The organism is Prochlorococcus sp. MIT 0604 (assembly GCF_000757845.1).
In the GTDB taxonomy this organism is placed as follows: Bacteria; Cyanobacteriota; Cyanobacteriia; order PCC-6307; family Cyanobiaceae; genus Prochlorococcus_A.
This window is the reverse complement of sequence record NZ_CP007753.1, coordinates 1,462,397-1,485,811: the sequence shown is the minus strand read 5'-3', so window position 1 is coordinate 1,485,811 and position 23,415 is coordinate 1,462,397. Positions and strand designations below refer to the sequence as shown.

Annotated in this window: 29 protein-coding genes; 12 read left to right on the top strand and 17 right to left on the bottom strand. The window is 32.2% G+C overall.

Going from position 1 to position 23,415, the window contains the following annotated elements:
• Positions 1-8: 8 nt before the first annotated feature.
• The gene (locus tag EW14_RS08235; RefSeq protein WP_042850987.1) at positions 9-1,250 is read right to left on the bottom strand and encodes a GTP-binding protein; all 1,242 of its coding nucleotides are present in this window, start codon (positions 1,248-1,250) and stop codon (positions 9-11) included.
• A 3-nt stretch (positions 1,251-1,253) separates the two neighbouring features.
• Positions 1,254-2,231 carry a CNNM domain-containing protein gene (locus EW14_RS08230; RefSeq protein ID WP_042850986.1) on the bottom strand — a complete coding sequence of 326 codons (978 nt, stop codon included), beginning with the start codon at positions 2,229-2,231 and terminating at the stop codon, positions 1,254-1,256.
• A 74-nt stretch (positions 2,232-2,305) separates the two neighbouring features.
• On the opposite strand from EW14_RS08230, the gene EW14_RS08225 reads away from it, so the two are divergent.
• From EW14_RS08225 to EW14_RS08220, 3 genes are all read left to right on the top strand, one after another.
• Positions 2,306-3,631, top strand: coding sequence for an aminopeptidase P N-terminal domain-containing protein (locus EW14_RS08225; protein WP_042850985.1), 1,326 nt, complete (start codon positions 2,306-2,308; stop codon positions 3,629-3,631).
• Between the two features lie 53 nt (positions 3,632-3,684).
• Entirely contained in the window at positions 3,685-3,843 is a 159-nt protein-coding gene (locus tag EW14_RS10500; RefSeq protein WP_197049584.1) for a hypothetical protein, read from the top strand.
• A 106-nt stretch (positions 3,844-3,949) separates the two neighbouring features.
• Positions 3,950-4,426, top strand: coding sequence for a 30S ribosomal protein PSRP-3 (locus tag EW14_RS08220; protein ID WP_042850984.1), 477 nt, complete (start codon positions 3,950-3,952; stop codon positions 4,424-4,426).
• 3 nt (positions 4,427-4,429) lie between these two features.
• Here the strand turns inward: EW14_RS08220 and atpC are convergent, their stop codons facing one another.
• Both atpC and atpD read right to left on the bottom strand, forming a co-directional pair.
• Complete coding sequence (gene atpC / locus EW14_RS08215; protein WP_002806495.1) at positions 4,430-4,834, bottom strand: ATP synthase F1 subunit epsilon; 405 nt, start codon at positions 4,832-4,834, stop codon at positions 4,430-4,432.
• Positions 4,835-4,878: 44 nt separating this feature from the next.
• Positions 4,879-6,339 carry a F0F1 ATP synthase subunit beta gene (gene atpD, locus EW14_RS08210; RefSeq protein WP_011819053.1) on the bottom strand — a complete coding sequence of 487 codons (1,461 nt, stop codon included), beginning with the start codon at positions 6,337-6,339 and terminating at the stop codon, positions 4,879-4,881.
• 219 nt (positions 6,340-6,558) lie between these two features.
• Between atpD and groES the strand changes: the two genes are divergently transcribed.
• Both groES and groL read left to right on the top strand, forming a co-directional pair.
• On the top strand, positions 6,559-6,870 hold the full coding sequence (groES, locus tag EW14_RS08205) for a co-chaperone GroES (RefSeq protein WP_002806275.1): 312 nt from the start codon (positions 6,559-6,561) through the stop codon (positions 6,868-6,870).
• A gap of 51 nt (positions 6,871-6,921) precedes the next feature.
• Entirely contained in the window at positions 6,922-8,559 is a 1,638-nt protein-coding gene (gene groL, locus EW14_RS08200) for a chaperonin GroEL (RefSeq protein WP_042850982.1), read from the top strand.
• Between the two features lie 67 nt (positions 8,560-8,626).
• Here groL and secG read toward each other — a convergent pair whose 3' ends face one another.
• Positions 8,627-8,854 (bottom strand): preprotein translocase subunit SecG, encoded by a 228-nt coding sequence (gene secG, locus EW14_RS08195; protein ID WP_042850981.1) that lies wholly within the window; start codon positions 8,852-8,854, stop codon positions 8,627-8,629.
• A gap of 22 nt (positions 8,855-8,876) precedes the next feature.
• Positions 8,877-10,499, bottom strand: coding sequence for a 2,3-bisphosphoglycerate-independent phosphoglycerate mutase (gpmI, locus tag EW14_RS08190; protein WP_042850979.1), 1,623 nt, complete (start codon positions 10,497-10,499; stop codon positions 8,877-8,879).
• A 137-nt stretch (positions 10,500-10,636) separates the two neighbouring features.
• Between gpmI and pyrR the strand changes: the two genes are divergently transcribed.
• Entirely contained in the window at positions 10,637-11,173 is a 537-nt protein-coding gene (pyrR, locus tag EW14_RS08185) for a bifunctional pyr operon transcriptional regulator/uracil phosphoribosyltransferase PyrR (protein ID WP_042850978.1), read from the top strand.
• Positions 11,174-11,188: 15 nt separating this feature from the next.
• Here the strand turns inward: pyrR and EW14_RS08180 are convergent, their stop codons facing one another.
• Positions 11,189-12,757, bottom strand: a complete 1,569-nt coding sequence (locus EW14_RS08180) for an Hsp70 family protein (RefSeq protein ID WP_042850977.1) — start codon at positions 12,755-12,757, stop codon at positions 11,189-11,191.
• Positions 12,758-12,855: 98 nt separating this feature from the next.
• Between EW14_RS08180 and EW14_RS08175 the strand changes: the two genes are divergently transcribed.
• The 3 genes from EW14_RS08175 (at position 12,856) to EW14_RS08165 (ending at position 14,031) form a co-directional block, all read left to right on the top strand.
• Positions 12,856-13,092 (top strand): DNA-directed RNA polymerase subunit omega, encoded by a 237-nt coding sequence (locus EW14_RS08175; protein ID WP_002807252.1) that lies wholly within the window; start codon positions 12,856-12,858, stop codon positions 13,090-13,092.
• Positions 13,093-13,094: 2 nt separating this feature from the next.
• Positions 13,095-13,466: a DUF1818 family protein gene (locus EW14_RS08170; RefSeq protein ID WP_042850976.1), complete on the top strand. Its 372-nt coding sequence runs from the start codon at positions 13,095-13,097 to the stop codon at positions 13,464-13,466.
• A gap of 313 nt (positions 13,467-13,779) precedes the next feature.
• Positions 13,780-14,031 (top strand): DUF2811 domain-containing protein, encoded by a 252-nt coding sequence (locus tag EW14_RS08165; RefSeq protein WP_042851379.1) that lies wholly within the window; start codon positions 13,780-13,782, stop codon positions 14,029-14,031.
• Between the two features lie 6 nt (positions 14,032-14,037).
• Here EW14_RS08165 and EW14_RS08160 read toward each other — a convergent pair whose 3' ends face one another.
• Positions 14,038-14,496: an EVE domain-containing protein gene (locus EW14_RS08160; protein ID WP_042850975.1), complete on the bottom strand. Its 459-nt coding sequence runs from the start codon at positions 14,494-14,496 to the stop codon at positions 14,038-14,040.
• A 589-nt stretch (positions 14,497-15,085) separates the two neighbouring features.
• Here EW14_RS08160 and EW14_RS08155 point away from each other — a divergent pair.
• The gene (locus EW14_RS08155; protein WP_042850974.1) at positions 15,086-15,508 is read left to right on the top strand and encodes a hypothetical protein; all 423 of its coding nucleotides are present in this window, start codon (positions 15,086-15,088) and stop codon (positions 15,506-15,508) included.
• Positions 15,501-15,686 carry a hypothetical protein gene (locus EW14_RS08150; protein WP_042850973.1) on the top strand — a complete coding sequence of 62 codons (186 nt, stop codon included), beginning with the start codon at positions 15,501-15,503 and terminating at the stop codon, positions 15,684-15,686. The genes EW14_RS08155 and EW14_RS08150 overlap by 8 nt, the downstream gene beginning before the upstream one ends.
• 66 nt (positions 15,687-15,752) lie before the next feature.
• Here EW14_RS08150 and EW14_RS10585 read toward each other — a convergent pair whose 3' ends face one another.
• The 8 genes from EW14_RS10585 to psbF all read right to left on the bottom strand — a co-directional run bounded on the left by EW14_RS10585 (position 15,753) and on the right by psbF (position 21,804).
• Positions 15,753-16,715, bottom strand: a complete 963-nt coding sequence (locus EW14_RS10585; protein WP_225866634.1) for a hypothetical protein — start codon at positions 16,713-16,715, stop codon at positions 15,753-15,755.
• 22 nt (positions 16,716-16,737) lie between these two features.
• Positions 16,738-17,061, bottom strand: coding sequence for a hypothetical protein (locus EW14_RS08140; RefSeq protein WP_042850972.1), 324 nt, complete (start codon positions 17,059-17,061; stop codon positions 16,738-16,740).
• Positions 17,062-17,466: 405 nt separating this feature from the next.
• Positions 17,467-18,432: a hypothetical protein gene (locus tag EW14_RS08135; protein WP_042850971.1), complete on the bottom strand. Its 966-nt coding sequence runs from the start codon at positions 18,430-18,432 to the stop codon at positions 17,467-17,469.
• Between the two features lie 91 nt (positions 18,433-18,523).
• Positions 18,524-19,405 (bottom strand): HNH endonuclease signature motif containing protein, encoded by an 882-nt coding sequence (locus tag EW14_RS08130; protein ID WP_042850970.1) that lies wholly within the window; start codon positions 19,403-19,405, stop codon positions 18,524-18,526.
• An 8-nt stretch (positions 19,406-19,413) separates the two neighbouring features.
• A complete protein-coding gene (locus EW14_RS08125; protein WP_197049583.1) occupies positions 19,414-19,851 on the bottom strand; it encodes a tetratricopeptide repeat protein in 438 nt (145 codons plus the stop codon).
• Positions 19,852-20,284: 433 nt separating this feature from the next.
• The gene (locus EW14_RS08120; RefSeq protein WP_042850968.1) at positions 20,285-20,698 is read right to left on the bottom strand and encodes a hypothetical protein; all 414 of its coding nucleotides are present in this window, start codon (positions 20,696-20,698) and stop codon (positions 20,285-20,287) included.
• A gap of 610 nt (positions 20,699-21,308) precedes the next feature.
• Complete coding sequence (locus EW14_RS08115) at positions 21,309-21,494, bottom strand: hypothetical protein (protein ID WP_042850967.1); 186 nt, start codon at positions 21,492-21,494, stop codon at positions 21,309-21,311.
• A 13-nt stretch (positions 21,495-21,507) separates the two neighbouring features.
• The gene (psbF, locus tag EW14_RS08110) at positions 21,508-21,804 is read right to left on the bottom strand and encodes a cytochrome b559 subunit beta, long form (protein WP_042850966.1); all 297 of its coding nucleotides are present in this window, start codon (positions 21,802-21,804) and stop codon (positions 21,508-21,510) included.
• 220 nt (positions 21,805-22,024) lie between these two features.
• Here psbF and EW14_RS08105 point away from each other — a divergent pair, with 220 nt between their 5' ends.
• A complete protein-coding gene (locus EW14_RS08105; protein ID WP_042850965.1) occupies positions 22,025-22,393 on the top strand; it encodes a hypothetical protein in 369 nt (122 codons plus the stop codon).
• Between the two features lie 576 nt (positions 22,394-22,969).
• Here EW14_RS08105 and EW14_RS08100 read toward each other — a convergent pair.
• Positions 22,970-23,413: a GLTT repeat protein gene (locus EW14_RS08100; RefSeq protein ID WP_042850964.1), complete on the bottom strand. Its 444-nt coding sequence runs from the start codon at positions 23,411-23,413 to the stop codon at positions 22,970-22,972.
• Positions 23,414-23,415 lie beyond the last annotated feature (2 nt).

Sequence of the window (23,415 nt, the reverse complement as noted above, 5' to 3'; positions counted from 1 at the left end):
TTTAGATTTTAAGGCAGAAAACTAAAAAAATTATTATTTAGATTTCTATTTGATAAATAAATATTAATGTGGTTAAAAACCTCTGGTTCATCTAAAGTTAAATTTTGAATCATGATGGAAGGTTCTATTAACGAAACTTTGCTTCTTACAAATATCTCTTTTGCTGCTAATTTCCCAAGGATTTTCGTAGAATAAACAGCAATTGCTGCTTGAATAATTGCTACAGGCCCATAAGGTAATAATGAAAGACCGTTAGTGAAAGGTGCTGTTAATAAAATTACTTTCTTAATAAGATTGAAAGATGTATTGACGCCCACTTGCGTAACGCCCAAATATAAATTACTAATTGATATCTTTTTAAAGATTGTTCTTGTAGATTCACCCTTCAAATTTAAGCCGTAAATTTTACTTAATTCGCCAATCAATGCAGTATCTAGAGCAAAACTGCTGGCAACATCAAACAAAATAAAAGGATTGAGTGCTACTGTTGATGCCTTTATGGTCGAAAATTTACCAATAGTTGATTGAGCTAGTTTCTGCCTCCTTTTCAATCTTTGCTCTTTTATTTGCAGAAACAATTTGTCAGCTAGTTGAAGTGAATTGAGTGTTAACAATATCTCACCCTGTTGTTTTATTATTTTTGTTAGGTGATTTTTAAGATTGTTTCCATGATTAAGAATTATTGGAATATTTAAATCTTTTGGAAGTTTAAACTTTATATTTCTTATGATTTCTTTTACGTCATTTTTAGTAAAAAGATCGATTTTATTATAAATTAAGATTATTTTTTTTCCATGTTTAATTAGGGAGCTTATTTCGTTTAATTCATTTCTATTTAAATCTCCCGAAACTATAAATAAAATGAGATCTGAATGATTTATGTAAGGGTAAACTTTATCAGGGTATTTAATATTGCAAAAATCAAATCCTGGACAATCTAGTAACTCTACACTAATGAGTTTTTGATCTTTGACTGTCCATGGTTCCACTTGTATTTCTCTTGTGGTCCCATGGATAATATTTGTTCTGAATATATTTTTTTTTAATAAAGAATTTAAAACAGAAGATTTTCCTACGCCCGATTTACCATAAGCACTAATTCTTATTTTTTTTTCTTTAAGTCTAAAAAGTTGTTGATTAAAAGAAATTATTTCTCTATTAAAAAAACTTTTTTCATAGTTAGTAAGATCAATAGACTCCCACCAATTTTTTAAAAGTGAATAATTTTTATTAATTTTCAATTGTCTCATGATTTATTTTTTCCACCAACCAGCTAGTACAGATAACACCGCTTCTGCCCCAATAATCCCCACGAATCCCCCAAATTCATCTACTACTACTTTTACTCCTTTATGATCCTTGTCAAATCTTGTTAATAATTGATCTGCCTTAATCATTTCGGGAATGTAGTCCACAGGTTCGCAAATTTCTGATAAAGATTTTTTATTTTTCCCAATAATTATTTCTGCTAATATTTTTTCACGCTTAACCACACCTTGTATTTTGTCAACTTTATCTCCCAAAATAACCCACCATGGAGAGTTATTAGTCATTATAAGTTTTGAAATTTCATCAATGCTAGAAGAACCATCAAAACAGGGTGCTGATACCCTAGGGATCATTAAGTCTTTAGCTTTTAGATCATTTAATTGAAAAACCTTAAATATCATTGCTGCTTCATCAGCTTCAATCAAACCTTTTTGACTTCCAATTTTTGCCATTTGTCTAATTTCCTCTTCATCAGTTGAAATTTCATTTTCTGCAGTAATAACTGGAAATATTTTTTCGATTAATATTAAGAATGGCCTCATTAAGGTATTTAATAGCCTCAAGATGGGAACTGATAATAATGCTATCTGAACTGAAAATCTTGTACCAAGAGCTTTCGGAAGAACTTCTCCAACTAGAACAACTAATATATAAAAAACAATTGAAAATAAAGTTAAGCCATAACTACTATTAATTATCAATGCTCCATATACACCTAAAATAAGACTGCCAATGATGTTAAATCCATTATTAGTAATTGTAATAACAGTCAGCGTCCTTCCAAGGTGTTTTCTGAGTTTAAGTAGTTGATTTGCAGAACTTTTTGGCTTTTGTTTTGAGGCTATTTCTAAAATTCTTATTGAATTAACAGCTAAAAAAGCCGCCTCTACTCCCGAACAACATGCTGACCCTACTAAAATGATAATGATAAGCAATATTAAGCCGTATACACTTGGTTCCATTAAAATAGATTAGGTATTAAATCTGTTTTAATTCATTCTTCCATTTTTTTTTAAAACACGCCAATACACAATTTATGTTTAAACCCGATAAAAAAGTTTTTGAAGAAAGAAGAGAAATATTCCTAAATAAATTAGGTGGAAAAGCTGCTGTGATCCCTGGAGCTAATCTTGTAAAGCATCATGCTGATTGTGAATATCCTTTTAGGCAAGATAGCAATTTTTGGTATTTAACCGGTTTCGATGAGCCAAATGCAATTGCTCTTTTCTTATCGCATAAGCCAAAGGGAGAGAGATTTATTATGTTTGTTTCTCCAAAAGATGTTGTTAGCGAAGTCTGGAACGGTTTTAGATGGGGTTTAGAAGGCGCTGAAAAAGAGTTTAATGCTGATAAGGCACATTCAATAAACGAATTAAGAGAATTACTCCCTGCTTACCTGAATGGTTCTGATGAACTTGTTTTTTCAATTGGTAAGCATCCATTAATTGAGAAACTGGTACTTGAGATATTTGCACAACAACTTGACAACCGCTCGAGATTAGGGATTGGCGCAAATTCTATAAAATCTCCAGAAATTTATTTAAATGAGATGAGATTAATTAAAAGTGAATTTGAAATTCAGAGGATGAGAGAGGCTATACAAATTTCAGCTGAAGCTCATGAACTAGTTAGAGAATCTATCTCATCAAAAAAAAATGAAAGACAAATTCAGGGTATTTTGGAAGGATTCTTTTTGGAAAAAGGGGCGAGAGGACCAGCTTATAATTCTATTGTTGCTTCAGGAGATAATGCATGTATTTTGCATTACACTTCAAACAACGCACCTTTGAAGAAGGAAGATTTATTATTGGTGGATGCTGGATGCTCATTAACTGATTATTACAATGGAGACATAACAAGAACTATTCCAATAGGTGGTAAATTTTCTCAAGAGCAAAAAGCTATATATGAAATTGTATTGAGTGCCCAGAAAAATGCAATTAAAACTGCCGTAAAGGGATCGAATTCTAGTGCTGTGCATGATGTTGCATTAACAATTCTGGTAGAAGGATTAAAAGAACTTGGCTTATTGTATGGCAGTACTGAGGAGATAATTGAGCGTCAGTCTTATAAACATCTTTACATGCATAGAACTGGACATTGGCTCGGCTTAGATGTTCATGATGTTGGAGCATATAGAATGGGAGATTATGAAGTGCCATTACAAAATGGAATGATTCTTACTGTAGAACCTGGGATCTACATTAGTGATAGAATCCCAGTCCCTGAGGGACAACCACTAATAGACGAAAAATGGAAAGGCATAGGGATAAGAATTGAAGATGATGTTTTGGTAACTGATTCAAACCCAGAAGTTTTGAGTATCGCAGCACTAAAAGAAATTTCTGAATTAGAATTTTAAAATTTGACTAATTTAGTTATTAGATTTATTTTTTATAAAGTTAAATCTCAAGAATGAATAAGCCCGATTCATATGATTCGAAACTTTCTCAAGCAAGAGGCTTGGCCAGCCAGCTTGGTATGTTCGCAGAAGAAAACGATATTCCTAAAGATCTTTGGGATTCATTGGAAGCTGCTATTTACGACTTTTATGAAGTATCTCATGATAGATAAAAATACTGTTTAGAAGGTATCAATTACTAAAATCAAGAAATTTTGAATAAATCAATCAAAATGTGACCATAAACTGATAAATTATTTATTAAACATAAATAAGTGAATGACCTCCTCAGATAAGTTAAATCAAAATTCAACAGAAAAAAAGGAAAAAAATGATGATGCCCTTAATTCTAAAAATTCTTCTCCAAATTCAGGAATGATGGGTGCCACAGCTGTATTAGCAGCTGCCACAATTGATGAAGATGGTGTACCTACTGGATATACCCCAAAACCTGATGAAGGAAGGTTCATAATTAAAGTATTGTGGTTACCTGATAATGTTGCTTTAGCAGTTGATCAAATAGTAGGCGGAGGACCTAGTCCCCTTACTGCTTATTATTTTTGGCCAAGAGATGATGCTTGGGAAAAATTAAAAAGTGAGCTAGAGAATAAAGGTTGGATTACAGATAACGAAAGAGTAGAAATTCTGAACAAAGCAACTGAAGTAATAAATTATTGGCAAGAAGAGGGTAAAACAAAAAAATTAGAAGAGGCCAAATTAAAGTTTCCCGAAGTAACTTTTTGTGGAACAGCTTAAATACTAGTTCTTTGCGGCTTGAATCCTTGCTTCGGCTTTCGATACCTGTTTGAGAGCCTTTATTTTTTCTGGATTTTTTTCATTTTCAGAAAATTTACTAATTGCTAATTTTGCTTCTTTAAGATCTTGTTCAGCATTTTGAACATTAATTTCAGAACCAATTTCAGCATTATTTACTAAAACTATGACTTCATCTGATTCAATTTCAGCGAAGCCTCCCATTAGAGCTATTGACTTCCATTGGGAATTCATTCTTAGCCTTAAAACGCCAATATCTATAGCTGTAACTAAAGAGATGTGTCCTGGTAGTATACCAAGCTGACCAGTAGTACTTGGAAGGATTACTTCTTCAGCTTCCCCTTGATAAACATTTTTGTTAGGAGCTAAAACTTTTAGAGAAATTGCCATTAATTTAAAATTATTGAAGGTTAAATTATATATATTTCAGATATTTATTTTTCTGATTTTATTTTTTCAGCCTTTGCTTTAACTTCATCAATATTACCAACTAAGTAAAATGCCTGTTCTGGTAAATCATCCAATTCACCTGACAAAATCATATTGAAACCAGCAATGGTATCTTCTAATTTTACGTATTTACCAGACATTCCTGTAAATATTTCTGCTACAAAGAAAGGCTGTGAAAGGAATTTTTCAATTTTTCTGGCCCTGTCTACTGTTAACCTATCTTCTTCAGAAAGCTCATCTAAACCAAGAATCGCGATGATATCTTGTAGTTCTTTATATCTTTGTAAAGTTGATTGTACAGCTCTTGCTGTTTTGTAATGCTCATCGCCAACAACTGATGGTTGTAGCATAGTGCTTGTTGAGTCTAATGGATCAACTGCTGGGTAAATTCCCTTAGCGGCAAGAGCTCTAGCAAGCACGGTAGTAGCATCTAAATGAGCAAAAGTTGTAGCTGGAGCAGGGTCTGTTAGGTCATCAGCAGGTACGTAAACTGCCTGTATAGATGTAATTGACCCTTCTAATGTAGATGTAATTCTTTCTTGCAATTCACCAACATCAGTTCCCAGAGTGGGTTGGTATCCAACAGCTGAAGGCATCCTTCCAAGTAACGCAGATACTTCAGAGCCAGCTTGAACAAATCGAAAAATGTTATCAACAAAAAGTAGAACGTCTTGTTTATTTACATCTCTAAAATGTTCGGCCATTGTAAGTGCGGATAAGCCTACTCTCATTCTTGCACCAGGAGGCTCATTCATCTGTCCAAAACATAATGCAACTTTTGATTGAGTTAAATCATCTGCATTGATAACGCCTGATTCTTTAAATTCTTCATATAGATCATTCCCCTCTCTAGTTCTTTCACCTACTCCGCCAAAAACAGAAACTCCACCATGTTCCTTTGCGATATTATTAATTAATTCTTGAATAAGGACGGTCTTACCCACCCCAGCGCCTCCGAATAATCCAACTTTTCCTCCTTGTCTGTAAGGAGCTAAAAGGTCGATAACTTTTATTCCAGTTTCAAAAACTTTGGGCTTTGTTTCTAGATCTGTTAACTTTGGAGCAGCTCTATGAATCGGAGCAGTATCTTTAGTATTTACTGGACCTTGTTCATCTACTGGTTCTCCTAAAACATTAAATATTCTTCCTAAAGTTGCTTCTCCAACGGGTACGGATATTGGTGCGCCTGTATCGATTGCTTCCATGCCTCTTACAAGGCCGTCAGTGCCGCTCATTGCTACGGCTCTTACTCTATGGTCGCCAAGGAGCTGTTGGACCTCTGCAGTTAGCGCTATATCTTGTCCAGCAGGATTTTTAGCTTCAATTCTTAAAGCATTTAATATTTTGGGTAATTTTCCAGCTGGAAATTCTACATCTAAAACTGGGCCAATTACCTGACGTACCACGCCTTTTGTTTGTGAAGAAATTGATGGAGTTGCTACCATTTTTTATTGATTGGTGATGAAAAGCTGATTTTAAACAGCATATAATCCGAAAATACTACCACCTTATGGGTAGATTCGTTAAATGGGTTCGGCCACCCGCACAGTTTAAGTATGGTTTAATTGCCACTCAGGAGATTATGTTGTTGATGTTACGGATGGAGATTTTTTATTTCCATTTTTATGACGCAAAGCGTCCCAATTATGTTCCTCCATTAACCTATGGCAGCTGTTTCACTTACAGTCTCTACAGTAAAACCACTGGGAGATAGAATATTTATTAAAGTTTCCGCATCTGAGGAAAAAACTGCTGGGGGCATACTTTTGCCTGATTCAGCCAAAGAAAAACCACAGGTTGGCGAGGTTGCTCAGGTCGGTCCTGGCAAACTTAATGACGATGGTTCTCGACAAACTCCAGAAGTGAGTATTGGCGATAAAGTTTTGTACAGCAAATATGCTGGTACAGACATTAAATTGGGAGGGGACGAATATGTCTTGCTCTCAGAAAAGGATATTTTAGCTGTTGTAAGCTAGAATATTTGTTTCAAAAATTATTAAAACTTATTACTAAATTACTGCCTAAACATGGCTAAAAGAATTATTTACAATGAGCAAGCTCGTAGAGCGCTCGAGAGAGGAATTGATATCCTTGCTGAGTCTGTGGCTGTAACGCTTGGACCAAAAGGAAGAAATGTTGTACTAGAGAAAAAATTTGGTGCTCCACAAATTATCAATGATGGTGTCACAATCGCTAAAGAGATCGAATTAGAGGACCACATTGAAAATACGGGGGTTGCTTTAATCAGACAAGCTGCTTCGAAAACTAATGATGCAGCTGGAGATGGTACTACAACAGCCACTGTTTTAGCTCATGCAATGGTTAAAGCAGGGTTAAGAAACGTTGCTGCAGGAGCTAATGCAATTACCTTAAAAAAAGGAATTGATAAAGCGACTGAATTTCTAGTTGGTAAAATTCAGGAGAATTCCAAACCTATCAGTGATAGCAATGCGATTGCTCAATGTGGAACTATTGCTGCTGGAAACGACGAAGAAGTTGGTCAAATGATTGCCAATGCCATGGATAAAGTTGGTAAAGAAGGTGTTATCTCTTTGGAAGAAGGAAAATCAATGACTACTGAATTAGAAGTTACTGAGGGCATGCGATTCGATAAAGGTTATATTTCACCTTACTTTGCAACAGACACAGAGAGAATGGAGGCTGTTTTAGATGAACCATATATCCTTCTGACTGATAAAAAAATTGCTTTAGTGCAAGATTTAGTCCCTGTTTTGGAACAAATAGCTAAAACTGGCAAGCCACTAGTCATTATTGCTGAAGATATCGAAAAAGAGGCTTTAGCAACTCTTGTTGTCAATAGATTACGAGGAGTGTTAAATGTTGCTGCAGTAAAAGCTCCTGGATTTGGGGATAGAAGAAAAGCAATGCTTGAAGATATGGCCGTTTTAACCAATGGACAACTTATTACTGAAGATGCAGGCTTGAAATTAGAAAGTGCTACTTTAGATATGCTTGGAACTGGTAGAAGAATAACTATCAATAAAGAGACTACAACTATTGTAGCTGAAGGTAATGAGCAAGCAGTTAAAGCTAGATGTGATCAAATTAAGAAGCAAATGGATGAGACTGATTCCTCATACGATAAAGAAAAGCTTCAAGAACGTCTAGCTAAATTAGCTGGAGGCGTAGCTGTAATTAAGGTTGGTGCTGCTACAGAAACTGAGATGAAGGATAAAAAGCTTCGTCTTGAGGATGCTATTAATGCAACAAAAGCAGCTGTTGAAGAAGGAATTGTACCTGGAGGAGGAACAACTCTCGCTCATTTATCTCCTATTTTAAAAGAATGGGCTGATAAAAATTTAGAAGGAGAAGAATTAATTGGAGCTAATATTGTTGAGGCTTCACTCACTGCTCCTCTTATGAGAATTGCTGAGAATGCAGGTTCTAATGGAGCTGTGATTGCTGAAAACGTAAAAACTAAACCATTTAATGATGGATTTAATGCTGCTACTGGGGAATATGTAGATATGTCCTCCGCTGGTATAGTTGATCCCGCAAAAGTAACACGTTCAGGATTACAAAATGCAGCTTCAATAGCTGGTATGGTTCTAACCACTGAATGTATAGTTGCAGATCTACCTGAGAAAAAAGATTCGGCTGCTCCAGCAGGTGCTCCGGGTATGGGTGGTGACTTCGATTACTAACCAAACAATTTTTTTAATTAATTTTTTAAAAGGGACCATTCAAAATGGTCCCTTTTTTATACAATTTTTATGAAATCCAACCAGCACTGAGAATAATTGCGAGAGATAAAAATATAATTAAAAAAGTCCAAGTTATTTTGTTGAGAGAGGCTTCTGCACTACTAGCGCTGTTGAACATAGAGCTTCCACTGGCTGCTATCCCTCCCATTCCATCACCTTTAGGACTATGGAGTAATACTAAGAGAATGAGTAGGACTCCAGAAAATACCCAAATCCAGCTAATAACTTGAATCATTGCTTAAAAACTTTTATTAACTTTAAACGTGTTGTACGACCTTATTATAACCTTTCAATTCAATTTCTTGAATAAGGGATTTTCCTGTCATTTCTCTTGGTATTGGTAGATTTAATAATTGCAATAAAGTGGGAGCAATATCTGCTAATCCGGCATTATCTCTGAGATTAATTTCATTTCCCATATTTGGTATTTTTCTTTTTTCACCTTCAATCAAAATTAATGGAACCTTATTTATTGTGTGTGCTGTCCATGTTTCTCCTTCAGGCCCTTTCATTACCTCTGCGTTACCATGATCGGCTGTAATAAGAAGGCTTCCACCCATTTCTCCAGTAGCATTAACTATTTGACCTACACATTGATCTACTTTTTCTATGGCTTTAATTGTTGCATCCATATTGCCTGTATGACCAACCATGTCAGGATTGGCAAAATTAATTACAACAAAAGCATAATTCCCACTTTTAATTGCTTTAGAGCAACTAATAGTTAATTCCTCTGCAGACATTTCGGGTTTCATATCATAAGTTGCGACTCTTGGAGATGGAATCAAATGTCTCTCTTCTCCAGGTAAAGGAATTTCAACTCCACCATTGAAAAAGTATGTTACGTGAGGATATTTTTCAGTTTCCGCGGTTCTATATTGTTTAAGTCCGTTTTCTGAGACTATTTGGCCTATAAAATTATTGAGTGATTCAGGAGGAAATGCAACTTTAACTGGAAAGTTCGGGTCATATTGAGTAAACGTGACAAAGTCTAGATCTGGATAACATTTTCTTTCAAAGTCTGAGAATTCCTTGTTTGTAAGAGATTTGACTATTTGTCTTGCTCTGTCTGGACGAAAGTTAAAGCAAATAAAACTATCCCCATCTTTAAGATAGTTTTCAGATATTCTTATGGGCTCTATAAATTCATCGGTTATATTTTTGTCATAACTTTTTTCTATGTAATCCTGAGGAGAAATATTTGTTAGTTGAATATCTGGATCAGTCAAATTAGAGTATGCTTTTTCTGTTCTATCCCATAAAAGATTTCTATCCATTATCCAGTATCTTCCGCATATGGAAGCAATTTCGCCTGTATTAAATTTTTTTATACATGTTTCTATTTGATTGATGTATTTAGAGGCGCTTTTTGCAGGAGTATCTCTTCCATCGGTGATGATATGGATTGCAACTTTTTTGATTTCATTTTCAGATGCCCATTTTATTAAACCTAACAAATGATCAATATGGCTATGAACTCCACCATCCGAACATAATCCCGTGATATGCAAAGTAGAATTATTTTTCTTTAATGAATTGGCCATCTCTTTTAACTCATTTACCAAGCCTAATTGATTATTTTTTACAATATTTGAAATCCTTACAAGTTCTTGTTGTATTATTCTTCCCGAACCAATGGTAAGGTGCCCTACCTCTGAATTCCCCATTTGACCATCTGGGAGGCCTACATCAGATCCACTAGCACTTATTAGGGTGTGAGGATAAGCATGCCACAATGAGTCCATGATTGGCGTATTGGCACTTTTAATAGCATTATCTGATTTTTCTTGTCGATGTCCCCATCCATCTAGTATTGCGAGTACTACAGGACTCTGAGGAACACTTAATCTTTTTATATTTTTGCTGCTAATCTTTGACATATTTAGATCAAATTCATTTTTAACTGATCCAACCTTAAATTTAGCTTTAAACGTTACTCTTTAACAATTTATATTTAATATAGTTAGCTTTTGCTAATTTATGAAAATATTAGACGACTTCTATTTATTGATAAATCATGTCCAAGAAAATAAAAAAAATAGTCATACTCACTGAAGAAGAGCTTAGAAAAACTATTTCGCGTTTAACTTCCGAAATTATCGAAAAAGTAAAAAAACTGGATGACCTTTTATTGGTTGGTATTCCGACTAGAGGAATTGAGCTGACCGAAGTGCTAGAAAAGGAATTATTCTCTAGGACAGGCTTAAGAGTTAGAAAAGGAACAATTGATCCAACTTTTTATAGAGATGACCAAAATAGAGTTGGAACTCGCCTAATACAAGCTGCGGATATCCCAACTCCTATCGAAAAAAAAGAAATTCTTTTAATAGATGATGTAATTTACACAGGTAGAACAATTAGAGCTGCAATGGATGCTTTATATTCATGGGGCAGACCTCAAAGAGTGATGTTATTAGTAATGGTAGATAGAGGTCATAGAGAATTGCCTATTCAACCAGATTTTTGTGGTAAAAAAGTGCCAACTAGTAAAAATGAAAGTATTAGTTTACGTTTAAATAATGTTGATAATGAAGAGGGAGTTTTTCTTGAATAACTAGCTAGCTAGCTTTCAGAAGATATTTCCTAAATTATATTCTCCCAGAAATTCATCTTTAATATCAAAACACTTAACTAATAAATCAGCACTTTTCGTAATCTCAAAAAAAAGTTTTAAATTGTCTTCTCCAATATTAGATCTATTTTTTAATACTATTTTAAGTGGTTTTTTGTCCCATTTTATAATTTCTCCTTCATTTTGAACCTCTGATAATTTTGGCAATCCATTTTTGAAAATAACATCATATGTTCTTTCTTTTTGTGTCTCTCCAATTATTATTTCGATTATTTTCTGATTATTTTTACTGGATTGAAGGATCAGTTTAAATGGATTTTCTGTTGGCCATGTTTGACCTTTATAAAAAATAGGATGCCAAAAGTGTTTTTGTTCTCTTTTATTGAATAATCTTATAGATAATCCTTTGTTTAATATGTCTTTAATTTTTACACCAGGGGTCATTGCTAAAGCTCCCAAAGCTATTGATTCGATAGGAGGTGGCGACTTTATTTGAATGTTTGAAATTTTTTTTGTTATCCATTCTTTAACCAATGGTATTTGAGTTCCTCCACCAATAAAAACAATTGCATTTAAGTCTTCAACTTTGCAAAATTTGCCTCTTGCTTGATTTAATAAATCTTTAAGTAAAGAGTTAAGGTGATTAAGAAAATTATTTTCAATGAGTATTCTCTCAAATATTTCTTTACTTAGGTAAAATTCTTTTTCTTGATTTTCTTCAGTGAATAATTTTATAGGATATTTATTTTCATATTTGATTGCAGATGAACTGAGTTTACATTTTATTTCTTCAGCCTTTAAAAGATTATTAAGATAATTATTACCTGGAACAAAATAATCAACTATCCATTGATCAATATCCTTCCCACCAATTTTTGAGCCTGTTTTCCCAATTATTTCAGCACACCTAATTTTTTGTTTTGAAATTGAGCTTACATCATTACCTTTAAATTTTAAAAGTTCAGCTATTGGACCAGATTTTCCTTCTCCTCCTTCTATTTTGACTATATTCATATCTACTGTGCTTCTTCCAATATCTAATGTCATAATTTTTGAGCCAAATGGTACATTTATTCCTAAACTTGCCGCGGTAGGTTCATCAACTAGGGCTATTTCATCTACTGATATCTCCGAGCAGAGGTTGACTAACCATTCTCTGTAACCCTTATATGTATCTATTGGAGCAGTTAAAACAAGTCTTTTAATTAAATATTTTTGAGGAATACTAGCCCACAAAATTTGAAAAAATTTTTCGCCACATTCACTAGGTTTTAAAATTTTTTTTTGGTTAATTTTCTCCAAAGAATTGCCAATATGTCTTTTAAAATTCGAATGAAAAAACAAATCAGAATTTGAGTAATCTCTCATCTTTAGAGCACTCATACCAATTTTTGGAATCTTCGAAGGTTCCTCGAACCAAACTGCTGTAGGTATAACTCCTGGAGATGATGTTATATTAGGAATTTCAACTAAAACAGAATTTAGATTTTTTTGATCTTGAAAAGCTATTACAGTATTAGTATTACCCAAATCAATAGCAAGTGTTCCAGATAAATTTTCTTTCATATGAAATTTTTTGATTTAATTAAGTTCTTTTTGTAATTTATGTTTTGAAACGGTCGAATAAACTGTAAAATATATTTTATAGTAAAAAATTTTTTTTAATGAACATATCAAATAATGCAGGAATCGATTCTAATGATCTTGCAAAGAGAGGAGAGAGCTTGATAAGAAAATCAACTAATAGATATTTAACTACGGTGAAAATTGCTTTCAGAGCTAAACAAAGACGTTTTGATGATTTTGATGGCTTATTAGAGGAGTCAACTATTAAACCTGTTCAAAGGTCAATTATTGAACTAAGCGATGAACAAGATCAACCAGATTTACTCCCAGGCTAATTTTGGTAAAAAACCAAAAAAGATGGAGATTACTTAAAGATTTTAAAAAAGGTAAATTTTGCTTTTTGATTGGTGTTGATAATTGGTCAATTGAGCTACAAAAAAATGAATTCTATTCACTTTACCTTCTACTCTTAAGAATTAATGAACAACTATTAGTTATCAAAGACGAACTAATGGATGAAGAATTTATTACTTTAGAATTAGAACAACTACCTTGGTATATAAAGTTAGAGGGAAAAAAAAATGAATGGAGTTTGAGATTCGTTTTCGAAAGTCAAGAACAAACTAGATCCTTCGAAATGTATTGGCCGATACCAATTGCACAAAATTTATTTTATGAAATAAAAAACATGTGGGAATCAATGGATTAAAAGATAAATAAAATTGGAAATTTTAGAAAAAATTTCCCCTTCCCAAAAAAAATTTTTCACAAGTTTTCCACAGTATTTAAAAAAAAAATATCTAATGATCTAAGGTATGTGGAAAACTTATGATTTTATATAAATCTTCATATTTAAGTAAGATTTAAATTTACAAAATTGATTTCCATGAATTTCCTACTGATGACTGAATTCTCATTATTCTATAACCTGAGACTGTCTCTTAATAATGATTGTTGACGATTCAGTGATTTTGGAGAAAACTACATCATGTAGATTTAAATTTCAATTAAGTTTTTTCAATATGCAAGAGTTAAATTACGACGAAAATTCAAAAGTATTAAATCATAAAGATGAAGTAATAAGTTTCAAATGTGAACTTCAAGAAAATCTTCAAAAGGCTATGAAAGAATTCGTTGAGGATCATCCTAACTGGGATCAATACAGGATACTACAAGCTGCTATTGCAGGATTTTTGATGCAAAAAGGATTTCAAAATAGGGATTTAACTAGACTCTACATTGGTAATATGTTTTCAATGAATTTTAAGGATTAAAAATTTTTATATTTTTTCTAGTAGTATTTTTGCAATATCATTTCTGACAGGTAATATTGACAACCTATTTCCTTTTTTTACGACTAATAACTCATCCTCATTAAATAAAATCTTTAATTCAGGTAAACTTAAAATCTTATCTGATTTAAAATTATATTTTACTTTTACACAATCCCATCTAGGATTATCAGGTTTAGATTTTGGATCAAAATATTTTGAATCTTTATCAAATTGAGTAGGATCAATAATATTTAGATCTATTACCTCCATAAGTCCCACAATACCTGGGGGTTTACAATTCGAATGATAGAAAAAAACTTTATCTCCTTTATTCATTTTTCTCATAAAATTTCGAGCCTGATAATTTCTTATTCCATCCCATAAAGTTACACCGTCATTTTTTAAAGTATCTATGCTATATGCATCAGGCTCACTTTTCATTAGCCAAAAATTTTCTTCAGTCATATCAAGGGATTTGGAGGAATTAATCTGCTAGAATTTTGCTAGAATCAGAATTTCATTTATATGTTTATTATCCATTAAAGTTCCTATTTAGGAAAGTGATGGTTGGTATTGGGGTAAGTCTATGGTCTCTATTTACCCTTGAATACCATTTAGATACTCATCATGGGTCACTAAATACCATTGAAGACCCATATCTTTGTTCTGTAATTGATATAAGAAAAGGGGTATACTCATTGGAAATACTGTGTTTTATTTCTTATTTACTTATAAGTATTTAGAGCAACTTACTGTGGACTTATTGTCCACAACTATCAACTATCTCTGTGGACTTATTGTCCACAACTATCAACAATCTCTGTTGACTTATTGTCAACAACTATCAACAATCATCGTCTGTGGACTTATTGTCCACAGCTGTCAACTGTCATCAAAAATCATCTGTTGGCTTTTGTGCAACACTAGTGATAGCAATGATATATCAGTTTATTTGTTTACTATTATTTCAGAAATGTAACGAATATAAAGTAACTTCATGCAGATACCATAGGGAGTGCTAATTATATAAATACTCATCATATAAATTTTGAAAATGCTGAACGCCAGTAACTCTGGAACTTCTAACGATGACAATAATGCTTCATTAAAGAAGTTCAACTCTCAGGAAAGTAGAAAGAACGCTTTCTCTAAAGCTTTAAGTAGTGTCTTTGAAAAATACAAAGAGACTTCAACAGTAATTCGCCAGAATAATCAAGTAATTGCCAATAATGCCAATGCGGTAGGTAGTCTTAAGAAATCGGTTAATAAAGGGTTTAGATATTTATTTGATATGTTTCAGGGTTTTCATAAGGAAAGTACTGGTAATCAGAAAATTCTTATTGAACAAAATACAAAGATTATTGAGCTTCTTAAAGATGCAAAGGATGATAGTGATTATCAAATAATGCAACATAACAAGACTCAAGCTCTAATTATTTGCGATGGAGACTCTCTTAAAGATTCTGAAAATGGATGATAAAACAATTGAATCGATGAAGATTGTTATTGAAATAAGAGAGAGATTAAAAGCTAATGATTTCGAAACTTTAGAAGATGGTTTAAGAATGATTATTGATGAAACAATTCTAATCAGAGTAATCCTTAAAGATATTCTCGATGAACTAGAGCTTCGAAATAAAAGATTTTTTCTTTAGTATCAACGCCAGCATTAATTGGAGAAGATAATGAGATAGCAGCTAGTAGTGGGAGTAGTAAGCGTTTTAAATTAATATCTCCAATGTCCCATTTTTGAAGTCATCTACTGATGCAATTAAACAACCTGTGGTAGCAACTCCTTTAAACATCCAATTTGCTGCTTCTTTATGTAAAGGTGCTTGAGGTTTTTCAGATAGTACAGAACAACAGTACCAAGGGTTTAATTCCCAGAGACTATCTCTACTCCACATAATAGAAAAGAGTGAATATACTTCTTGATGATTTGCTCTCTGAGTTGATTCAGTAAATGAGCACACATAAAAATATATTTTTTTTGTGGAGTATTTTTTGTTCACATAAGTTGCGACTTTAATAGTATCTGAAGGTAAGGAACTCTCTAGATTATTAAAGTTAGTTGATTCATAAAAATCTTCTTTTGGTCTTTCTCTCTCACCAATAAGACCGAACGCCATACCAAAAGCCTGCACCTCGTCATACCCAGATAGTTCTATTTGATAAGTTTCTTTTTTTCCTAAATTTAATAACTGTTCCTTTTTACGTTGAAATTCTTCTTCAGTTATTATGACTTGATCTTTTTTCACATTAAGACCTGAATCCACCTCATTAAGACCTGGATAAATTCCACTTCGAATAGCCGAATCAGGAGTTGGAACAATGCACAAGGAAAGACCAGATATTTTTCCCTCCTCTACAGAAGCATAAGCAACTCCAAGTAGATTAGACTTATCGCCTTGAGCCATGATAAGGCAGTCGTTATGACCATAGGCTGGGCAGACGCCTAATTCTGCGTAAACAGGACTATTAGTTTTTTTTATTACTTCAAGTTTTGGTCTGATATATTCGATGAACTCATCTTTTGAGTTCATATCGGTTAAGACTTTTTGTGATGAGTATGAGAAGTCTTCTGCCAAAAACGATTCAAACTCAGACGAATCAAGACTGTGCATCATTCTCGCATAGATACTCAAAGCTTCTTTTTCTGTTAGTTGTGAAGTTTCTTTTCCCATTACTCAAAAATTAAATAAAACATTAATCGTAGGTATGAGGACCCCTAGACATTGTAAGAAGTAGAAATATTATGCCAAACATAATCATTAGACCATCAGTGTTGCCATTGCCTTCAGATTTGATATGAACGCAAATTGCTAAAATTGAATAAAAAATGCTATCTATCAGTAACGCTAAAAAAATACCTTTAATCCTACTCTTAAAGGTGGTTTTACGAAATTTCCTATAATCATCATCCCACCATTCTCTCAATATAAAGTAACCACCTTCATACAAACTATTAAGTGTTCCAAGAAACACGGCACTAAGGACAACCAACAAAAAAATAGAACCAAAAATATCCATTAAAAAGAGGGTTTTATCCCTCTATGTTAGATCGACTGTCAATCACAAATTATCCTTAATCCTTACCTCAATGAATGTATTTATATTTATTAGTTTTGCTAGAATTTTGCTAGAATAGAATTTAAGAAAATTTGAGAAACCTAGTCATATCAAGCTGGCTCACTTTTCATTAGCCAAAACTTTTCTTCAGTCATATCAAGGGATCTCGGCGATTTTTAAGGCTTGGAGGACGTGTTATCCAAACTTTTTTGGGTATAAATTTATTATCCATCAAAGTTCCTATTTAGGAAAGTGATGGGTGGTATGGGGTTAGCTTAGTGGCTGTTCACCTATGTAAACCCCGATTATAAAAACCGTTTAGATAACTATCTAGAACTTCAAAAAATGTTTCGATGGTAACTGGTTTCATTTTATAAACCACTCACAAGTCTCTTTGGCTTCTTTAATAATTCGAGCTTTTTCTTCTAATGGTAAATCTCTCAGACAATCAAGAATGTAACTTCCTCTAATTTCTTTTAAATGGAATTTAACCATATTTTCAGAAAAAATTAAAAAGTTTTTATCATCATTTTTTTCTTTTGCTTTTTTTCTCCACCAATTAGCAGCAGTTACTCCTTCTTGCCAGAGTTGAGTACTAAGTTCATGACTAGTCTCTTCTAATAACTTTTCATTTAAGAGCTCTTCCTTAAAACGAAATCGATCACGATAAACCTCATTGCAACGTTCTTTTACTTCGTTAACTGAATCACCACTCCCGAATGCGATTTCCTCTAAATAATCAAGTTCGTCTCCAAAAGTATCATGGAAATACATAAGGATATCAACAAAATTTTCATTAAAAAAAAGTAGCTCTGAATTTTCTACCTCTTCAGGTTCTCTTGGCTCTATATCTGATTCTATGCATTCCTCGTTATATCTATCAAAAGCTTGTTCCACCGCTCCTTCAAAATTACTAAGAGGTAAAAATCCAAAAAGTTCTTTTGGGATAGTTTGCTTTAAGCCAGTAGTAATTGAACCATTCAGAACTCCCTGCATGATTTCATAATTAAGATCTTTGAGAAACTCTTTTACATTGGGAAATTGCATCGACTCGCCAATATTAAATCTATATTTGAGTCTTTCTTCAAAGTCTTCAGGCTCTTCGTCCCACGCTTTAAAATCTTCATCTAGATATTGTTTTAGTGATTCAAGACTAGAATCAATTTGATGTTCTTCTTTTAATTGAGAAATAAATTCTTCCTTATTTTCAGGTTCATTCAAACCATCAAATATATCTGAAAGAACTTGCAGAGTTCCTTCGTTAATTGTTCCTTCATAAAATAACTGATCTATAAGATTGTCTACTTTTTTAAAATAAGAAATATCTTCCATTTTTTCTTCCTAATCTGGATAATTCATGAACTTAACCAATTATTGAAATGATAAGTATTAAGCATTTACTAATCAAGAAATTGTTGACATTTTAATTTTTGTCTTGCCATTTGTCCCCTTTTGAAAGATTTTCCTTGGCGGTCAAGATTTGTAGATTGCTTGGGTGATTAGTTCCACCTTTAGAAACTGGTTTAATATGATCCACATGATGCTCTATACCTGTTTCTTTACTTAATCTTTTTGCTTCCTCATAAATTCTAATTACTTGCTCCTTTTCATCTTCATTTAATTTGATTGGGTATGCACCTCGTTTCATAGCATCCCTTAATTTTGAAGCAGTCATAGCACAAATTACACAATCACTATTTCTTGTAAAACGCTCAATATGTCCAAGTCGACAGGGTTTGCCTATATAGGTTTTCATTTTTCTATATCTTGCTTCTTCTATAGATAAAGGTTTTAAACCTGTATTGCCCTGTGCAATCCATTCAGCTATTTGTTGTTCTTTTAATCTTCTTTGAGTTTCTTTTTCTTTTTCTTTCCGAATGTTATCCCTTAATTCTTTTTGTTCTTTTTGCTTTATTTTCTTATAACGTCTTTCAAGGGAAAGCTTTTTTCTTGAGGGGATCCATTCAACAAGTTTGCCTGAATTATTGATATAAAAACCTGTTTTTTTTCTTTGTAATCTTGCAGGACAATATTTATATTTCTCATAATCAATTGAATATGAAGGTAATAAAGTCATTGGGATGCCGTTGCAGCCACAAATACAACTACCCTTGAGACTTTGTTTAAAACTAGAAACTCTTTCACTTTTGCGTCTACTAATTTCCTCTCTGAGGTATTCTTTTTCATCTTCTTGATTTAATTTGTTCCAATCATTAGATAATCCTCTATTAATATTTTTATTAAATGTTTTGTACATATTCCAAATGCACCAAACCACAAAAATAAGAGCTAAAAATCCTTCCATTACTCTAATTATTTTTCATCTTTCTTTGACATTTCATTTAAAAATTCCAATACTTCAAGTTGATGCTCACGTTCAATATTATTTTTAGCTTCAAAACTACAACATTTTTTAAAAGTTTCTATTGCAGAAGTACTTTTATCAATTAGTAAATATAACCATCCCAGATTTGCTAAGCCAACAATACTATCTGGGAAAATCTCTAAAAATTTATTTATATCTTTAAAAGCATCTTCAATATTCCCTATATTTTTTTTAATTGCTCCTAGTTGCAAGTAAAGATCAGTCTGAGATGGATCTATTTCTAAAACTTTTGTTAGATCAGAAATAGCACTTAATGGATCAAATGTTCTATTAAGAGCTGCTCTTCTTTTGTATGAAGCAATATCGTTTGGATTTTCTAAAATAGATTGGTTTTCCATATCTAATAAATCTTGATAAACTTGCATATCCATAGATACGAAAAGGATCTAATTGCTCCTTATTTTAGATCGACTGTCAATCGATAAAAGTTTGGATAAAGTTTGGATAAAAAATTACGATCCCTTGAGATCCCAGTGATAGCTAGTCCCGCTCACTTTTCATTAGCCAAAAATTTTCTTCAGTCATATCAAGGGATCTCAGCGAATTTTAAAGCTTGAAACAAGGTTTATTCAAACTTTTTAGGGTATAAATTCATTATCCATCAAAGTCTCTAATTAGGGAAGTTATGGTATGGGTGGTATGGGGTTATTTAATGACTCCGCTTTAAGGGTTCTCTGAAGGTCTATAGCGGTCTTCTTTTCTGAGGCTTCCTTCTTTTCCCTTCCTTATCTCAAGTAGTTAATCTCATTCATAGTAGTCGTTTTTAAGGAGGTTATATTTTTTTTAACTTCTTGTTTTTTAATTAAAGGGAGAGGTGTTATTAGTAGGAGCTATTAATAGGATTTCAAAGACAATTCCAGTTAAGGCTATTGGTAACACCCAGATACCTATAAATCTATGATCGAAAAATCTTAAATGATCATTACCTTTAAAAACATTTTTTAAAGCAGTATATAGAGTTTCTGGGTGTTTATAAGAAGGACCTGTTTTTGATGGTGAATAAGGTTTTATAAAAGCGGATGATGCAGAGAACTTTGTAATTTTATTTATAAAAAAAATAGGCAAAACCCAAACAGCGAAAAATCTACCTCCTAACCACTGTCTTGCGTTAGGTAGAGTGTAATTTTTGATCGATTTATTCTCTGGCATTCCAGATTCTAAATCCTTATAAATATTTTCTAAAGTCTTTTCTTTGCTTGAGTTACTTGTCATTAAAATTCCTAATGGGTCAATATTCTATTGATTTAAATCTTGATTAAAAATATTCCTAACTACTAAAATAACTAAAACGTAGTTAAGAATATTTTCTTTGGCTAGGTTCATAAAGACGGAATTTTATACCGTTGCAGATTCGCCAAATATCTACATATTATTTATATATAAAAAACTCTTTTTTTAAAAGTAAATAATATACATAAGCATGAATAATATTTTAATAATTAAAGTTTTTTAAAAAGGGAATTTAGTTTAATATTTGAGCTTCTTTAAAAATTATTTAAACCTCATTTTCTAAGATTGCGAAAAAGAAAATGAGGTCAAAGGGAGGTTCTCATTTTAAACCGCATTGATCAAAGCTAGCGGATAGTAGATTGCCCTAATATCTACTAATAAATTTATATAATGAGGGATCAAATAAAGGAAGACTAATTTTATACAAATAAGTGTCTAATATTTTATTAAATAATTACTTAGCATAATGCAATTAATGCGCTAACTAAATTCATTGAAAGATGAAAAAAAGCATAAAGAGAAACTGCAAAAAATAAATACTGTTCTATTGGAATCATGACAAGGTTTTAATTAAGAGCAAAAAAAAATTGGATTAATTTTTTGTTAAAAAGATATTTTCTAAAAAATAACTTTGTTCTATTGATTCATTTTTAAGAGTCATTTTTTTTTGCAAATTATTATCTGGAGAATTAAAAGCACCCCATCTTTTTAGCCAAAATAATGTATAAAAAAATGCGATTATAAAAGGTGATCCAACAATTAAAAATCTTATATCCATTTAAATTTCCAAATTAATAAGATTTAAACTGCATCGCCAAAATTGCACCCAAGAAGAAAACCGTTGGAATCCCCAGGGCATTAACAGCCGCAGTTCTGACTGTAAAAACTGGATATCCTACTGATGGTCTTCCTGTGTTAGGAACAACCGCTGAATCTTCCCAAACTTGATAGTTTTTAAAAGGAGCTACTCCTCTTTTGGGTAAACCTAATGGTGTCAATCTAAATACATCCCATTTCTCTAACCAAAATAATGTAAAAATCCATGCAAATATTATTGGTGCAATTACGAATAAAACTCTTAAGTCCATTTGTGTAGTGATTATAAATTTGATTATTATTTTGTCTCTTAAACTTAAATGAATTATTAAATCATTAACTTATATTTAAACAAAAGCTCTTAAAAACACTGATTCTAATCATTAGTAACATCAGGAAATGATTAATTTATTTAAGTAAAGTATATTTTTTGAATTTAGAGATTTGGATATTTTTTGTGATGTAGATTTTTAGTTAATTATAAAAAAAAATATGGAGACTTTTAAATTCTTACTTTTTGGATTTGCAGGAGTTAGTGTAGTTTTTTGGGTGGCAATAATAGCTTTATGGCATGCATACATGTTTCCAAGATTCTTCAATGAAGATAAAGGTTTAAATTCAGTAATTAATGAAGAAATTAGTTTTTCGGAGAACCCCATCTTAGGTAATCTAGTGAAGAGCAATAATTTCAGAAATAGAGATAAGTATTCAATGAAAAGTTTAGTTATAGCAGACTTTTCATCCCCAAGTAATGATTTCAAACTTAATAAACTCTATACAACAGTAATGATTGGAGTTTCTTTTGCTAGTTTTATTTTTCTCACTTATGGATTAAGCAGTTCAATAACAAAGGTAAGTTAAATGGAATCTATATATTTAATTGTTTTTATTACTTGCTTTGTTTATTTAATTTTTGACTCATTCAAAAATATAAATATTAAATAGATTACTAATATTTTTTACCAGCGAATAAAAATTTTCTTCTTATGTAAAAGAATACTAATGTAGTCATTATCATTACAGGTGGATGTAATGATATTGAATTTAAATAATCGTAGTAACTAAAGTTATCCATAAATTTTGTTCGTAATTAATGAAACTATATAACAGACTCAAATAATTAACTGACTTATATAAATCATATGAAAGTATAAATTGAGAGTGGCAATTGTAAATACATCTTGCACCTTATTTATTTTTAAATTTCTTTTAAAAGTTTGAATAAAGTTTGAATAAAAAATTACGATTCCTTGAGATCCCAGTAATAGCTAGTCGCGCTCACTCTTCATTAGCCAAAAATTTTCTTCAGTCATATCAAGGGATTTGGAGTAAATTGCAAATCGTGAACGAATCGTGAATGTATTTTCATATTATTCGCTTTTATATATTTATTATCATGCAAAGTTTCTATTTAGGAAAGAGAAGGTCATTATGGACTTATTTCCCTAACCCATGAGTTGCACATGGCATCCATAAATCACCCATTTTATGAATTCCTTTGCATCCAAGTTTTTTGGCTTCTTCAATAGCTTTGGCTTTTGTCGGATATGCATAAATATTCATTGAATCTGAAGAATTATTTTGTTTAATGCTTTGTTCAATGTTAGGTCCTATGGGAGTCCAAACTTTTAATCCCATAGTGGTGATTCCAGCAGAGAAAACCCCCATTCCAACTATCGAGGCATTTATTACCCCCATTGCAACTACACCAAGAGAAACTACTCCCATTGGCACAATTCCAATGGTGACAATGCCCATGGGGACTATTCCAATTGATATATATCCAAGAGGAGCTATTCCAATTGCAATCTTTTTTGGCTTACTGCCGCAATGTGCAGGAGCATCATTTTTATTTTGATTGGTATTTTCTGAATCCTTCATTT

Coding starts and splice junctions, on each gene's coding strand:
- EW14_RS08235 (WP_042850987.1), bottom strand. CDS start 1,250: ATGAGACAATTGAAAATTAATAAAAATTATTCACTTTTAAAAAATTGG.
- EW14_RS08230 (WP_042850986.1), bottom strand. CDS start 2,231: ATGGAACCAAGTGTATACGGCTTAATATTGCTTATCATTATCATTTTA.
- EW14_RS08225 (WP_042850985.1), top strand. CDS start 2,306: ATGTTTAAACCCGATAAAAAAGTTTTTGAAGAAAGAAGAGAAATATTC.
- EW14_RS10500 (WP_197049584.1), top strand. CDS start 3,685: ATGAATAAGCCCGATTCATATGATTCGAAACTTTCTCAAGCAAGAGGC.
- EW14_RS08220 (WP_042850984.1), top strand. CDS start 3,950: ATGACCTCCTCAGATAAGTTAAATCAAAATTCAACAGAAAAAAAGGAA.
- atpC (WP_002806495.1), bottom strand. CDS start 4,834: ATGGCAATTTCTCTAAAAGTTTTAGCTCCTAACAAAAATGTTTATCAA.
- atpD (WP_011819053.1), bottom strand. CDS start 6,339: ATGGTAGCAACTCCATCAATTTCTTCACAAACAAAAGGCGTGGTACGT.
- groES (WP_002806275.1), top strand. CDS start 6,559: ATGGCAGCTGTTTCACTTACAGTCTCTACAGTAAAACCACTGGGAGAT.
- groL (WP_042850982.1), top strand. CDS start 6,922: ATGGCTAAAAGAATTATTTACAATGAGCAAGCTCGTAGAGCGCTCGAG.
- secG (WP_042850981.1), bottom strand. CDS start 8,854: ATGATTCAAGTTATTAGCTGGATTTGGGTATTTTCTGGAGTCCTACTC.
- gpmI (WP_042850979.1), bottom strand. CDS start 10,499: ATGTCAAAGATTAGCAGCAAAAATATAAAAAGATTAAGTGTTCCTCAG.
- pyrR (WP_042850978.1), top strand. CDS start 10,637: ATGTCCAAGAAAATAAAAAAAATAGTCATACTCACTGAAGAAGAGCTT.
- EW14_RS08180 (WP_042850977.1), bottom strand. CDS start 12,757: ATGAAAGAAAATTTATCTGGAACACTTGCTATTGATTTGGGTAATACT.
- EW14_RS08175 (WP_002807252.1), top strand. CDS start 12,856: ATGAACATATCAAATAATGCAGGAATCGATTCTAATGATCTTGCAAAG.
- EW14_RS08165 (WP_042851379.1), top strand. CDS start 13,780: ATGCAAGAGTTAAATTACGACGAAAATTCAAAAGTATTAAATCATAAA.
- EW14_RS08160 (WP_042850975.1), bottom strand. CDS start 14,496: ATGACTGAAGAAAATTTTTGGCTAATGAAAAGTGAGCCTGATGCATAT.
- EW14_RS08155 (WP_042850974.1), top strand. CDS start 15,086: ATGCTGAACGCCAGTAACTCTGGAACTTCTAACGATGACAATAATGCT.
- EW14_RS08150 (WP_042850973.1), top strand. CDS start 15,501: ATGGATGATAAAACAATTGAATCGATGAAGATTGTTATTGAAATAAGA.
- EW14_RS10585 (WP_225866634.1), bottom strand. CDS start 16,715: ATGGGAAAAGAAACTTCACAACTAACAGAAAAAGAAGCTTTGAGTATC.
- EW14_RS08140 (WP_042850972.1), bottom strand. CDS start 17,061: ATGGATATTTTTGGTTCTATTTTTTTGTTGGTTGTCCTTAGTGCCGTG.
- EW14_RS08135 (WP_042850971.1), bottom strand. CDS start 18,432: ATGGAAGATATTTCTTATTTTAAAAAAGTAGACAATCTTATAGATCAG.
- EW14_RS08130 (WP_042850970.1), bottom strand. CDS start 19,405: ATGGAAGGATTTTTAGCTCTTATTTTTGTGGTTTGGTGCATTTGGAAT.
- EW14_RS08125 (WP_197049583.1), bottom strand. CDS start 19,851: ATGCAAGTTTATCAAGATTTATTAGATATGGAAAACCAATCTATTTTA.
- EW14_RS08120 (WP_042850968.1), bottom strand. CDS start 20,698: ATGACAAGTAACTCAAGCAAAGAAAAGACTTTAGAAAATATTTATAAG.
- EW14_RS08115 (WP_042850967.1), bottom strand. CDS start 21,494: ATGGATATAAGATTTTTAATTGTTGGATCACCTTTTATAATCGCATTT.
- psbF (WP_042850966.1), bottom strand. CDS start 21,804: ATGGACTTAAGAGTTTTATTCGTAATTGCACCAATAATATTTGCATGG.
- EW14_RS08105 (WP_042850965.1), top strand. CDS start 22,025: ATGGAGACTTTTAAATTCTTACTTTTTGGATTTGCAGGAGTTAGTGTA.
- EW14_RS08100 (WP_042850964.1), bottom strand. CDS start 23,413: ATGAAGGATTCAGAAAATACCAATCAAAATAAAAATGATGCTCCTGCA.